This is a genomic window from Pseudomonas sp. o96-267 (assembly GCF_003935465.1).
GTDB classification, from domain to species: Bacteria; Pseudomonadota; Gammaproteobacteria; order Pseudomonadales; family Pseudomonadaceae; genus Aquipseudomonas; species Aquipseudomonas sediminis.
In genome coordinates this window covers 64,720-76,182 of record NZ_RHQP01000008.1, presented here as the reverse complement: position 1 = coordinate 76,182, position 11,463 = coordinate 64,720, and the positions used below count along the sequence as shown (strand labels likewise).

At 63.7% G+C, this 11,463-nt stretch carries 16 protein-coding genes; all 16 read left to right on the top strand.

The features are described from left to right. The first annotated feature begins 98 nt into the window (after nt 1-98). The 16 genes from EGJ86_RS07400 (at nt 99) to EGJ86_RS07325 (ending at nt 11,288) form a co-directional block, all read left to right on the top strand. Nucleotides 99-641, top strand: a complete 543-nt coding sequence (locus tag EGJ86_RS07400) for a hypothetical protein (protein ID WP_125834619.1) — start codon at nt 99-101, stop codon at nt 639-641. A 281-nt stretch (nt 642-922) separates the two neighbouring features. Further along, complete coding sequence (locus EGJ86_RS07395) at nt 923-1,279, top strand: putative holin (RefSeq protein WP_125834618.1); 357 nt, start codon at nt 923-925, stop codon at nt 1,277-1,279. Continuing rightward, nucleotides 1,272-1,595, top strand: coding sequence for a phage holin family protein (locus EGJ86_RS07390; protein WP_125834617.1), 324 nt, complete (start codon nt 1,272-1,274; stop codon nt 1,593-1,595). Before EGJ86_RS07395 ends, EGJ86_RS07390 begins: the two co-directional genes overlap by 8 nt. A 124-nt stretch (nt 1,596-1,719) precedes the next feature. Further along, nucleotides 1,720-2,229, top strand: a complete 510-nt coding sequence (locus EGJ86_RS07385) for a hypothetical protein (protein ID WP_125834616.1) — start codon at nt 1,720-1,722, stop codon at nt 2,227-2,229. Continuing rightward, nucleotides 2,165-4,189, top strand: a complete 2,025-nt coding sequence (locus EGJ86_RS07380) for a phage terminase large subunit family protein (RefSeq protein ID WP_218565879.1) — start codon at nt 2,165-2,167, stop codon at nt 4,187-4,189. The genes EGJ86_RS07385 and EGJ86_RS07380 overlap by 65 nt, the downstream gene beginning before the upstream one ends. Further along, the gene (gpW, locus tag EGJ86_RS07375) at nt 4,189-4,398 is read left to right on the top strand and encodes a gpW family head-tail joining protein (RefSeq protein ID WP_125834614.1); all 210 of its coding nucleotides are present in this window, start codon (nt 4,189-4,191) and stop codon (nt 4,396-4,398) included. The genes EGJ86_RS07380 and gpW overlap by 1 nt, the downstream gene beginning before the upstream one ends. Further along, the gene (locus EGJ86_RS07370) at nt 4,395-5,975 is read left to right on the top strand and encodes a phage portal protein (protein WP_125834613.1); all 1,581 of its coding nucleotides are present in this window, start codon (nt 4,395-4,397) and stop codon (nt 5,973-5,975) included. The genes gpW and EGJ86_RS07370 overlap by 4 nt, the downstream gene beginning before the upstream one ends. Before the next feature lie 8 nt (nt 5,976-5,983). Beyond that, on the top strand, nt 5,984-7,303 hold the full coding sequence (locus tag EGJ86_RS07365) for a S49 family peptidase (RefSeq protein ID WP_125834612.1): 1,320 nt from the start codon (nt 5,984-5,986) through the stop codon (nt 7,301-7,303). Continuing rightward, a complete protein-coding gene (locus tag EGJ86_RS07360; RefSeq protein ID WP_125834611.1) occupies nt 7,300-7,650 on the top strand; it encodes a head decoration protein in 351 nt (116 codons plus the stop codon). The genes EGJ86_RS07365 and EGJ86_RS07360 overlap by 4 nt, the downstream gene beginning before the upstream one ends. A 62-nt stretch (nt 7,651-7,712) precedes the next feature. After that, entirely contained in the window at nt 7,713-8,738 is a 1,026-nt protein-coding gene (locus EGJ86_RS07355; protein WP_125834610.1) for a major capsid protein, read from the top strand. Between the two features lie 54 nt (nt 8,739-8,792). Beyond that, complete coding sequence (locus tag EGJ86_RS07350; RefSeq protein WP_125834609.1) at nt 8,793-9,017, top strand: hypothetical protein; 225 nt, start codon at nt 8,793-8,795, stop codon at nt 9,015-9,017. Nucleotides 9,018-9,019: 2 nt separating this feature from the next. Continuing rightward, complete coding sequence (locus tag EGJ86_RS07345; RefSeq protein ID WP_125834608.1) at nt 9,020-9,346, top strand: hypothetical protein; 327 nt, start codon at nt 9,020-9,022, stop codon at nt 9,344-9,346. Next, a complete protein-coding gene (locus EGJ86_RS07340; protein WP_074681687.1) occupies nt 9,346-9,906 on the top strand; it encodes a phage tail protein in 561 nt (186 codons plus the stop codon). The genes EGJ86_RS07345 and EGJ86_RS07340 overlap by 1 nt, the downstream gene beginning before the upstream one ends. Then, nucleotides 9,903-10,367: a hypothetical protein gene (locus tag EGJ86_RS07335; RefSeq protein WP_125834607.1), complete on the top strand. Its 465-nt coding sequence runs from the start codon at nt 9,903-9,905 to the stop codon at nt 10,365-10,367. Before EGJ86_RS07340 ends, EGJ86_RS07335 begins: the two co-directional genes overlap by 4 nt. Further along, nucleotides 10,364-10,552, top strand: coding sequence for a hypothetical protein (locus EGJ86_RS07330; protein ID WP_125834606.1), 189 nt, complete (start codon nt 10,364-10,366; stop codon nt 10,550-10,552). Before EGJ86_RS07335 ends, EGJ86_RS07330 begins: the two co-directional genes overlap by 4 nt. After that, entirely contained in the window at nt 10,545-11,288 is a 744-nt protein-coding gene (locus tag EGJ86_RS07325; RefSeq protein ID WP_125834605.1) for a hypothetical protein, read from the top strand. The genes EGJ86_RS07330 and EGJ86_RS07325 overlap by 8 nt, the downstream gene beginning before the upstream one ends. Nucleotides 11,289-11,463 lie beyond the last annotated feature (175 nt).

Sequence of the window (11,463 nt, the reverse complement as noted above, 5' to 3'; positions counted from 1 at the left end):
TCTAAAGCCTTTGTTTTTATTGAAGTTTTAGTGTGTTGGGTGTGTGTAGGGTTGGCGGTTTTTGTGTTGGGTTGCGGTTTTGGCGCGAGGGACGGGCAATGATCGAGGCTATCGAGACGCTGTTGATGCATTGGGGCGATCAGCTGGCCCAGAACGGCCTGGGGGGCGGTTTGCCCAGCACCATGGGCACCATCGTCGAGTTCGCCGGCTGTGCGCCGCGTGGCGGGGTGTATGGCGCGAAGCTGCTGGTTGCCGGCGCCGGGCCGGATTACGCAGCGGCTGAGGTGAACCAGGTGCTGTACGCCATCGAGCGGCTGGAGGGCGGCAGCGCGCTGGTGCGGTTGGCCTATGCGCGGTATCGCAACGAACCCCGGCTGACCATCGCCGAGCAGGTGGATGCGCTGGAGCTGGGGCGCGGCGATGCAGGGCGCCGGGCGTACTACCGGCAGGTAGGCGTGCTGCATGAGCGCCTGCAGGCCGGGCTACTGGAACGCCAGGGTAAGCTGGCGGTGATGCGGCGGGAGTCGCGCCGGGATGGCGACCGTGTGCGCCGGGCATCGTTGAAGCAGGCGGATGCGGCCCACCGTGGGCGTGGCCTTGAGTTGAAGGCTGACCGCTCGTCGGGCGACTCGGCTCCATAAGGCGCCGGCAAGGCTCCGAAGGGCGCCGGCTGGGATAACCCATAAACGGGGGTTTTCGGTTTGTCACTCGGGGGGTAAAAAGTCACCACGATTCGATAGGTACGCCTAGCGAGCAACAGAGCGCCACGTGCTGTGTCGCACAACCCGAGACCCGACTCGGATTCAGAGCCCCGCCTTGCGGGGCTTTGTCTTTTCTGGCTGACGCTACCGTGGCAGGGGCGGCAGCCGTTCCCGCGGCACGCGGGTTTTTTATTCTGGCCCTTGGCCGCCTGGGAGGGTTTATGAGCGAGCCACTGACCGGGCTGGCGGTGTGCGCAGCAGGCGTTGGCATCTGCATCTCCGGCTTCATGGCCGGCGTGGATGGCAACGCGGCGACCGGTGCGCTGTGCGGTGCGCTGGTGTTCGTGATCGCTCGTCCTGACTTGAAGGTCCTTCCTCGGGTGCTGTTGTTTCTGGTCAGCCTGGTGATGGGCTACCAGTTCAGCCCGGCTCTCGGTGAGCTTGAGCTGTGGGGCATCCGCCCATTCACCTATTCCGGGCCTGCTGCGTTCGCCGCTGCTGCGCTGGTCGTTGGCCTGACGATGGCCGCGATCAGAAAGCGCGTGGCGCCGTCGGCCCCTGGGGGAATCGATGGCTAGTGTGATCCTGACCCACGCGCTGCTGATGCTGTGCGGCGCCATCTTCATTCGGCTGTTCACGTTCCGGCGGGGCGCTTTGCGCTTCAGCCGGCTTAAGTCGTGTGGCGCCTGGCTGGTGATGGTCTGCGCCGGGGTTGCGGTGATCCACATCCTGCGTGGCGACCTGGTGGTGCAGCCTGCAGCCTGGCCGCTGGTGGTGTTGGTAGCGGTGTTCGCCTGGGCCATCTGGCGAGCGGGCGGCAACCTCGCCGGCGTGCTGCGCCCTGATGAGCCCGTGTGGTCAGGGGTTGAGCGGCGGCGGGGTGGGGGCCAGTGAGTGCGGGTCCTTCCTGGCACCTCTTCGCCATGCGGAGGCGTAGACCGCGATCTTTTTGCAGATAGACGGGTGTATAGGGGGTTCCGCTTCCGGGCCTGTCTATTCCGGTGCTTTGGAGTTGGTCATGCCTTCACAGAAAGAGATTGCTCAGCATCTGGACATGAGCGAGCGCAACTGCCGCGACGTGCTCAAGGCGCTGGGCATCGATTGGAGCGAGTCGACCCTCGACGAGATCCGCACCGCCTACATCCGCGACCTGCGCGAGAAGGCAGCAGGGCGTGGCGGCAGCCAGGTCGAGCAGCTCAACCACGCGCGCATCGAAGAATCCACGGTTAAGGCTGCCAATGGGCGGCTGACCTATCACGAGAAACTGGGAACGTTGGTACCGGCCGCAGACGCTGCGTCGGCTTTGAAGGACTGGGCAGGCTTCGCCAACCGTGAGTATCAGGGCGGTGTCGAAAAGATCGTCCAGCAGATCGAGGCCGAGCATCAGGTGACGGTCGACCGCGACGGGGTGAACCGCATTGCTGGATCTACAATCAGCCGAATTGGCGGCTATGCGGATAAACTTGGCCGTCGTATTGCTGGACGCGGCCCAGCAATTCAATCCCCCCAAGGATCAGCCGACAGCTGAGTACATCGAGAACGAGTTCTACCTGCCGGCCGAAGCCGGCGTGCTGCACGGTCTCTACGAGTTCTACTACACCCCGTACTTCCTGGGCGTAGCCGCGGCGCTAGACCATCCCGACGTCAAGGAAATCGACCTCATGAAGGCCGCCCAGATCGGCTGGACGTACTTCATGATCGCCGTGCTGTTCAAGCGCATCACAGGTCGGCCAATGCCGATCATGGTGCTGTTCGCCAAAGAAGGCGACGGCAAGGCTTTCCACGACGAGAAGCTGGTGCCGGCCATTCGCGCGAACGAAGCGGTTGGCCGACTGGTTGACGTGGAGACCGCGAAGAAGTCCGGCAACCGTTGGAACCACAAGGGCTTCCCGGGCGGCTTCCTCAAACTGGTTGCGTCCAACTCGCCCGGTAACGTGAAGTCGACGTCGAGCGTCGGCCTGGCCGTGGTGGAGGAGCCGGACGATACCAGCGACGACGTGAAGGGGCAGGGTGATGCAATCGGCCTGCTCGAGGAGCGCGTGAAGCGCTACCCCGGATCGAAAACCGTCGTCGGCGGTACGCCTTCGCTCAAGGGGCTGTCGAAAACTGAGCAGCGCCTGAAGCAAACCGACCAGCGTGTGCTGCCGATCTACTGCCACGGCTGTGGCGAAGCTCACGTGCTGGACTTCGAGCACATCAGCTACCTGAGCGGCGACCCGGATAAAGGCGACGTGCCGCATGAGGTCTACGGCTACGCCAAGCCGGAAACGGCGAAGTACGGATGCCCCCACTGCGGGGAGATGTGGGACGACAACCAGCGCAAAGAGAACATCCGCCGCACGGTGTATGAGGCTGTCGAGCGGGGTGACCCGATGTGCGGCTGGGTTGCTACGGCCCCGTTCTATGGCAAAGCCGGGTTCATGGAACTCAGCGAGCTCTACGCCTGCCTGCCGGGCACCTCGCTGGCTGACCTGGTGCGCGAACAGCTTGCCGCGGAAAAGCTGGCCGATGCCGGTGACCCGAAGCAGCTGATCAAGTTCGTCAACCAGAAGCAGGGGCGGCCTTACGAGTACCGCAGCGATCTGCCCGAAGCCGACAAGCTGCGGGAGCGCTGCGAGGAGTACCGCGAACTGGTGGTGCCCGGGGGCGGCCTGATCCTGTTCCTCACCGTCGACGTCCAGCACGACCGCATTGCCTTGATCCTGCGGGCCTGGGGTCGTGGTGAGGAAAGTTGGCTGGTGCTGTGGACTGAGATCGCCGCGCAGAGCGGCACCTCGGACAAAACCGACCCGGTATGGACGGAGCTGGACCGCATTCTGTTCGGCTCCTACGCGCACACGAAGGGTTACCGGCTGCATGTCAGTGCGGCCAGCATCGACTCGTCGGACGGGCAAACCAACGACGCCGTGTATCACTACGTGCGTACGCGCAAAAAGCGCTTCGCCAAACTGCTGGCCATCAAGGGCAGCACCAATGTCGATGCCGAGATCCTCACGGCGCCGCGCAAGATCGACCTGAACACCACCAGTACCAAAGCCTCGCGCTACGGCCTGCAGGTGTACATGGTCGGCGGCACCAAAGCGAAAGACCTGCTCTTCGAGCGCCTGAAGCTGGCGGGCAGTGGCCCAGGCCGCATGCATGCCTACAAGGGTGTTCGCGCGGACTACTTCGACCAGCTACTGGCCGAGGTCAAGGCGCCCAGCCGCAAGCATGGCGGCAAGAAGGTCTACCAGAAGAAGGCTGGCGCGGCAAACGAAGCACTGGACTGCGAGCAGTACCAGATTCACCTGGCGCGCTACATGCGCTTGCACCTGAAGAAGCCTCAGGACTGGGACGACATCGAGGCCCGCTTGATGCAGGCCGACCTGCTGGCCGAGGCAGACGAACAGGTGCCAGTTACCGCAGAGCCAAGTGCAATTCAACCCGCTGCTGCCAAGCCGGCAGTCAGCCTGGCCGACCTCGGCCGGATGATGAACGGAGACGACTGATGGCCACCCTGCAGCAACTCAATGAGGCACGCGAAGCGCTGCACCTGCTCGTTACTGGCAAAAGCACAGTGAGCGTGCAGCGTGACGGCAAGATCGTCTGGTTTCAGCAGACCAATCGCCGTGACCTTGAGAACTACATCGCCCAACTGGAGGCCCAGCTCGGCGGTGGCTCGCAAGGTCGCCGCCGTCCGGCACGTGTGATCGCATGAGCAAGGTTCAGATCCTGGCGCCCAATGGGTTGCCAGCCCGCGAGCAGCTCAGTACCTGGCAGGGTGCTGGTGTTGGTTTCGGGGGCCAGTTGGAACGCTGGCAGCCGCGCCTGCAGACGATAGACGCCGCGTTGCTGCCCAACCTCAAGCTGGGTAACGCGCGGGCTGAGGACGTAACCCGTAACAACGCTTTTGCCGCCAACGGCGTGCAGATGCACATCGATAACATCGTTGGCCACCTGTTCCGCCTTAGCTACAAGCCCCGCTGGCGTTTGCTCGGCATCACCGATGCTGACGCCCGCGCATTCGCGCAGGATGTCGAGGCCTGGTGGTACGAGTTCGCTGAAGACCCAGTTGGCTGCTGGCTCGATGTGGAGCGCAAACGCACTGCCACCATGATGGTGCGCGAGGCAGTCGGTACCCACACGAAACTCGGTGAGGTCTCGGCAGCGGCTGAATGGGTCGAGCGCCGCGGCACGCCGATGCGTACCGCTGTGCGGATGGTCAGCCCCAAGCGCATCGGCAACCCTGGCGACCGCTCCGACACTGCCACCATGCGCGCTGGCGTCGAGTTCGACCGTAACGGTGTGGCGATCGCCTACCACATTCGCCAGCTGGCTTCGGGTGGTCTGGGCCTCGGTACCGGCTTCGGCGGGGAGTGGCGCAGGGTCGAACGCGAGGCGGCCAACGGGCGCATCAAGTTCATCCACGTGTTCGAGCCCAGCGAGGACGGCCAGGCCCGTGGTGCCAACCAGTTCCTTACGGTGCTGGAGCAAAGCCACATGCTGCCCAAGTTGCAGCACACCAAGCTGCAGAACGCCATCGTAAACGCCATGTATGCGGCGACCATCGAGAGCGAGCTGGGCAACGAGGCCGCCCTGGAGCTGATCGGCGCTGGCGATGAGAGCGTCGAGAAAATCGCCAAGTACATGATGGCGGTGAACAGCTTCAACAGCGGCAGCAAGCTTTCCATGAACGGTGTGAAGATCCCGCACCTGTGGCCCGGTGAGAAGCTGCACCTGCAGACCAGCGGCAACGTCGACAACGGCTTCGCCGACTTCGAGTCGAGCATCCTGCGCTGGATGGCGGCGGGCTTGAACCTGCCTTATGAACCCTTCGCCCGCGACTACCGGCAGAGCACCTACAGCAGCGCCCGCGCTTCGATGATGGAGGGTTGGCGCTACTACATGGGGCGCCGCAAGGTCATCGCCGCGCGCTTCGCCACGCACCTGTTCGTGCTGGCCTTCGAGGAGGCCCTGCAGCGGCGCTTGCTGACGCTGCCCCGCAAAGCCACCCGTGGCTTCTACGAGGCGCGCGCTTCGTGGTGCAACTGCGAATGGATCGGCGCCGGCCGCCTGGCCATCGACGGGCTCAAGGAGGTGAAGGAAGCGGTGCTGCGCATCGAGTCAGGCCTGAGCACCTACGAGAAGGAGCTTGCCCTGCTGGGTGAGGACTACCAGGAAACCTTCGCGCAGCAAGTGCGTGAGATGAACGAGCGTCGGGAGGCAGGCCTGCCGCCGCCCAGCTGGATGCAAGCCCAGGCACTGGCGCCGGAACAACCCGAGCCCACCGAATAGGACGCCCCATGAACTATCCGCAAATCGCCAGCCGGGTGCTGAACACACCCCTGTTGCTGGAACCGGCCTACGCGCGCGTGTTCTTCAGCGCGCTCGGCAGCCGGCTGAACATCACCGAGCTGAAGGACGAGCAAGGCGCCATCGACATGGGCCAGAAGCTGCGCGTGGACGCTCGCACCTACAACAAGACGCGCATCAACGGCTGGGGCGAAGAAGAAATTCTGTTCCAGGTCGTGGACGGCATCGCGTTGCTGGATGTGAAGGGCACGCTGGCCCACAAGTTCGGCTACCTCAAGCCCACCAGCGGCATGACCGGCTATGACGGCATCATCAACCGCTTCGCGATGATGCTTGCCGAGAGCGACGTCAAAGGCGTGCTGATGGACATGCACACGCCTGGGGGCGAGGTGTCCGGCTGCTTCGATACCGCCGACCGCCTGCGACAGCTTGCACAGCAAGCCGGCAAGCCGCTGTGGGCCATGGCCTGCGACTCTGCGTGCTCCGCTGGCATGGCGCTCGCCAGCGCGGCCGACCGCCGCCTGATTACCCAGACCGGCTACGTCGGCTCGGTCGGCGTGGTGATGGCCCACGCCAGTTACGAAAACTACCTGGAGCAGGAGGGCATCAAGGTCACGCTCATCCACTCCGGTGCGCGCAAGGTCGACGGCAACCCCTACGAGGACCTGCCCGAGGAAGTGCTGAGCCGCTTCCAGACCGACACCGACGCGCTACGCCAACAGTTCGCCGAACTGGTCGCCCGCAACCTGGGGATTTCCAGCGAGGCGGTGCTGGCCACCGAAGCTGCGGTGTTCCGTGGCCAGGCGGCAATCGATGTCGGCTTCGCCGATGCCTTGGTCAACGGCCATGAGGCCGTCGCCGAGTTTTCTGAATACCTGTCCACCCCGGGCAGGGTGACAACCCTAGGAGTCAAACGCATGGCTAGAGATAACCCCGCGCCGACTGCCGAAGCTGCACCGCCTGCCCAGGCGGCCAGCCCGGCCCCGGCCAATACCGACGCCGCTGCAACCGCCAGTGCCGAGCGCACGCGCGTGCAGGGCATCCTGCATCACGCCGAAGCCGAAGGGCGCGGCAAGCTCGCCAACCACCTGGCCTTCAATACCTCGATGTCCGTCGAGGACGCCGGCGCGATGTTGGCAGCTGCTGAGAAAGAGCAGGGCGCCACCCTCGATGCCAGCACCGCGCTGGACAAGATGATGGCCAACGAAGAACAGCCGAACCTCACCTCTGGTGGCGGTGACGCTAAACCCACCAAGGCCCAGGAAATCGCCGCTTCCTACGCCGCTGCCACGGGAGTGAAACTCGCATGAGCATCGTCAACGAACCCACCGATAACTGGATCACCGGCTCTCACCCGTACCACACAGCGCTCGGCACCATCGCCAGCGGCGAGAACCTGGCGGCCCGTACGCCAATGGGCCAGGTCACTGCCACCGGCAAGTTCGTGGCCTGGGACCCGGCCGCCGATGATGGCTCCGAGAAGGCAGTGCGCCTGAGTCTCTATGCCACTGACGCCAGCACTGCTGACGCCGAGGCGCAGATGATCACCGGCGGCAGCTTCAACCCGGAGCTCGTTGTCTGGCCGGCCGCTGTGACCACCGCGCAAAAACTCGCTGCATTCGTGGGCACGCCCATCGTCCTGCAGCTGCCCGTCTAAGCGCGGGCGACACCATCCTCAAGGCCGCCAAGCGGCCTTTTTCGTTTCAGGAGAACCGAACCATGGCCGCTGGCTACGATACGACCACTCTGTTGGGTGTGAAGCAGATCCTGCCGAAGTTCACCCCGCTGTTCATCCAGATGTTTTTCCCCACCGTGGCCACCTTCGGAACCGAAGAAGTGGCTTTCGACAAGATCAAGAAGGGCGTTCGCCTTGCTCCGTTCGTGTCGCCGATGGCTTCCGGCCGGGCGCGCCGCGAGCGTGGCGGTCAACTGCTGACCTTCACGCCGGCTTACGTCAAACCGACCGACGTGGTTAAGCCAAGCCGCACGCTCAAGCGGCGCCCTGGTGAAGCCCTGAACGGCGAGTTGAGCCCAGCCCAGCGCATGGACGCTATCCGCGCCGATATCCTCAACGACCACGAGCAGGAGATCGTTGCCCGTGAGGAATGGATGGCCGTCCAGGCGGTGCTCACCGGTAAGGTCGTGGTCGAAGGTGAAGACTACGAAGCCCAAGAAGTCGACTACGGGCGCAGCCCGGATAACCAGGTGGTGCTGGCTGGTGCCGCCAAGTGGGACACCGTTGACCCGGACACCTACGACCCGACCAACGACCTGGAAGACTGGGCCGTAAACGCCAATGGCACAGTCGGTGTGCTGATGATGGACAAGCTGGCCTGGCGACTCTTCAGCGGTTTCCAAGCCGTGAAGGACAAGCTGGAAACCCGTCGCGGGAGCACCTCCCAGCTCGAGCTTGGCCCGCAGCTGGAAAAGGAAGTCATGCGTAAGGGCTTCTTCGGCGAGTACGAGATCACCGTCTACACCGGCAAGTACGAAGACGGCGAGGGCAACAAGCTTAACTACATGCCGGCCAACACTCTGCTGATGGCACCCGCCAGCGCGGACAACGTCATGGCCTACGGCGGTATTCAGGATGCCAAGGCCAACGACATGGGCATCGTGGAAACCACTCGCTACCCGTCCAACTGGTTCACCGACAACCCCAGCGTCGAGTGGCTGCAGACGCAGGCCGCGCCGGTACCGGCGCTGTTCGACGCCGACGAGTTCGTCGTCATCACCGTGGCCTGAGCGGCCGCCATCTGAACAGGCCGCCTGATCAGGCGGCCCATGGAGTATGCACGCATGGCCAAGTACATCGTAAAAGCCACGATCCAGACCCTGGAGAAGGGCAAGAAGCTCGTCATCAAACCCAGTGCCGAGCCGCAGGAAGTGCCCAAGGCACTGGTGAAGGAACTGCTCGGTAAGGGCCTGATCGTCGAAACCGGCACTGGTAGCGCGAAATCCGCCGCTGAACCAACCCAGGCAGGTGATGACACCGGCACCGGCGACGACAACTCGGGCGACTGACCATGAGCAGCGACTTCGACCGACTCATGCGGCGTGCTGACGACAGCCTCTTCCGCGTGTTCGGGGAGGATCGCTGCCAAGGCAAGCCGACCTACACGCCACCCAGTGGCGCCCCGCTAGGCTGCGAGGTGATGCTGGGGCGCGACGTGGCGGTGACCGGCGCCGACGGCATGTTTCGCTCGGTGAAGATCGTCGCCTCGCTGCGTACCCACCAGGTGCGTGGCAAGCGCGGCGGGCTGCTGGAGCTGGCCGAAGGCCGGTTCAAGCTGCATGACTTCATCGACACCGACGGCATTGTCGAGCGCTGGGAGCTGCTGGAGGTGACTTGATGGCCGGTTATGACAGCGTGCGGGTCGAGTTCCGTGGTGATGCCACCCGCTTCGATGCCGCGCCGGACAAGCTTCGGCGTGCCATCCAGCTGGCACTCAACACCGTAGGCCGCAGCACGCGCACCCAGAGTTGGCGCGAGATCCGCGACGAGATCAACCTCAAGCCCAGTTACATCCAGAGGGAAGTCAACTTCATACCCGCCACGCCGGAAGACCTGCGCGTGATCATCTACGCCCGCTCACGCGGCGTAACGCTCAGCCAGTTCCCGCACCGCCAACTGTGGCGGCAAGGGAAGAACGGCAAGCGCGTAGCGGCTGGCGTGCGGGTGGATGTTGGCAAAGGCTGGACGGAGCTGAACGAGGGCGCCTTCATCGCCCCGATTGGCCCCAAAGGCGGGCTGATTGCCGAGCGCATCGGCAAGCCCCGGTTGCCGCTGGAAGTGCTGCACGGGCCGTCTCCCTCGCAAGTGCTCAACACCAAGCTCGAAGACATCGGCGCCGACGCCGAGCGCAAGCTCGAGGCCGAGACCGAACGCCAACTGAGGCGGATTGACCTATGACCAACCCCATCAAGCAGGCGGCCCAGGCTCTGGTCGACCGCCTCGGGCAGATCACGCCCGCCAATGGCTACCTGACCGACGCTGGCACGCGCATCAAGGAAGGCTGGCTCAGCGACCTGATGAAGGACGATGACCTGGTGTTTCCCTTCATCGCCCTGCAGCCCGGCCTGTACGTGCCGGGCGATGACGCGGGTGATGCACGGGAGCTGCGCATCGGGCGGCGGGTAGTCGGCGCAGTGCAGGGTGGCGATAACTACCGCGACCTGCTCGAGGAGCTGTATTGCGATATCGCCCGCTGCGTGATGGTCGGTGGCGGCACGCCCAACCCGTGGGGGCGGCCTGGCCCGTACAAGGTCAGCTTCGAGCCCACCCAGTTGTTCCCCCCTGGTGACGGCCTGGCAGCCGGCACCCTGCTGTTCCCCCTGCAACTTCACATCGTCATCAGAGGTAGTGACACATGAGCAAGAGCAAAACGGCCGACTCCGGCCAAGTGGAGAAGGTCGAGGTTACCCTCGCCAAGCCCCACATCCATGGCCGTCAGCGCTGTAAGGCTGGCGACAAAATCAAAGTAACCGCTGAACAGAAGGCCTGGCTGGAAAAGCAGGGCGTAGTTGGCGGCCAGCAGGAGGAAGTGAACAATGGCTGATCTCCGCGGCGCGTACCTCGGTACCGGCAAGCTCTATCTGGAAGACCTGGACAATCCGAAGGGCCTGATCTTTATCGGCAACTGCAGCAGCTTCACTTATGAAGGGCAGTCGCAGGAAATCGAAGAGCAGGACTACACCACCCCGGGCGGCGGCTTGGACGCTTCGGTGGTGCGAATCCAGGCCCTGAACATCACCTACAACGCTCGCCACTTCAAGGCCGCAAACATCGCTCGCGCGGTGTTCGGCTCGAGTGAGGACGAGGTGGCTGGCACCGTTACCGGCGAGGAGCACACCATCTATCCGGGAGCGCTGGTTGATCTGGTGAAGCCGGGGGCCACTAACGTGGTTATCACGCCGGCTGCTGGTGGTGCTGCGCTGGTGCTCGACACGGACTACATCATCAACGCTGCCGGCTACCCGGAAGTTCTGGAAGGCGGGGCGGTGACCGATGCAGGCCTGGCAGTGGAGGTGGACTACTCCTATGCCGCCCACGCGACCATTCAGGCGCTGGTGGCCAGCGGCAAGCGCTACCGCCTGAAGTTCCTCGGCCTGAACGAGGTCAACTCCGGCAAGCCCCGCGTGATCGAGATCTATCGCGTGAACCACTCGCCGGCCTCGATGAGCCTCATTGGCGATGAGTTCCAGGGTATGGAGTTCACCGCCAAGGCCGAGAAGGACCCGACCAAGCAAGGCACCGGGCTGTCGCAGTACATGGAAATCAAGGACGTAGCGTGAGGTGGTGGCCAGGGATGGCTCATCTGGGAGTATGAACGACAGCACTGCCTGGAAGTCCTAAGCTGTACATCGCCTGCGCTGTACCTCAGTATGCGTTTAGCTACTGGTTGCCTAACCTAGTAACTATTTCGTATTTTTAGCCCGCTTGAATGATGGCTACTTGACCCATACTGTT

Excerpts from the sequence above, each read along its gene's own strand:
- EGJ86_RS07400 (WP_125834619.1), top strand. The coding sequence starts at position 99 with ATGATCGAGGCTATCGAGACGCTGTTGATGCATTGGGGCGATCAGCTG.
- EGJ86_RS07395 (WP_125834618.1), top strand. The coding sequence starts at position 923 with ATGAGCGAGCCACTGACCGGGCTGGCGGTGTGCGCAGCAGGCGTTGGC.
- EGJ86_RS07390 (WP_125834617.1), top strand. The coding sequence starts at position 1,272 with ATGGCTAGTGTGATCCTGACCCACGCGCTGCTGATGCTGTGCGGCGCC.
- EGJ86_RS07385 (WP_125834616.1), top strand. The coding sequence starts at position 1,720 with ATGCCTTCACAGAAAGAGATTGCTCAGCATCTGGACATGAGCGAGCGC.
- gpW (WP_125834614.1), top strand. The coding sequence starts at position 4,189 with ATGGCCACCCTGCAGCAACTCAATGAGGCACGCGAAGCGCTGCACCTG.
- EGJ86_RS07370 (WP_125834613.1), top strand. The coding sequence starts at position 4,395 with ATGAGCAAGGTTCAGATCCTGGCGCCCAATGGGTTGCCAGCCCGCGAG.
- EGJ86_RS07365 (WP_125834612.1), top strand. The coding sequence starts at position 5,984 with ATGAACTATCCGCAAATCGCCAGCCGGGTGCTGAACACACCCCTGTTG.
- EGJ86_RS07360 (WP_125834611.1), top strand. The coding sequence starts at position 7,300 with ATGAGCATCGTCAACGAACCCACCGATAACTGGATCACCGGCTCTCAC.
- EGJ86_RS07355 (WP_125834610.1), top strand. The coding sequence starts at position 7,713 with ATGGCCGCTGGCTACGATACGACCACTCTGTTGGGTGTGAAGCAGATC.
- EGJ86_RS07350 (WP_125834609.1), top strand. The coding sequence starts at position 8,793 with ATGGCCAAGTACATCGTAAAAGCCACGATCCAGACCCTGGAGAAGGGC.
- EGJ86_RS07345 (WP_125834608.1), top strand. The coding sequence starts at position 9,020 with ATGAGCAGCGACTTCGACCGACTCATGCGGCGTGCTGACGACAGCCTC.
- EGJ86_RS07340 (WP_074681687.1), top strand. The coding sequence starts at position 9,346 with ATGGCCGGTTATGACAGCGTGCGGGTCGAGTTCCGTGGTGATGCCACC.
- EGJ86_RS07335 (WP_125834607.1), top strand. The coding sequence starts at position 9,903 with ATGACCAACCCCATCAAGCAGGCGGCCCAGGCTCTGGTCGACCGCCTC.
- EGJ86_RS07330 (WP_125834606.1), top strand. The coding sequence starts at position 10,364 with ATGAGCAAGAGCAAAACGGCCGACTCCGGCCAAGTGGAGAAGGTCGAG.
- EGJ86_RS07325 (WP_125834605.1), top strand. The coding sequence starts at position 10,545 with ATGGCTGATCTCCGCGGCGCGTACCTCGGTACCGGCAAGCTCTATCTG.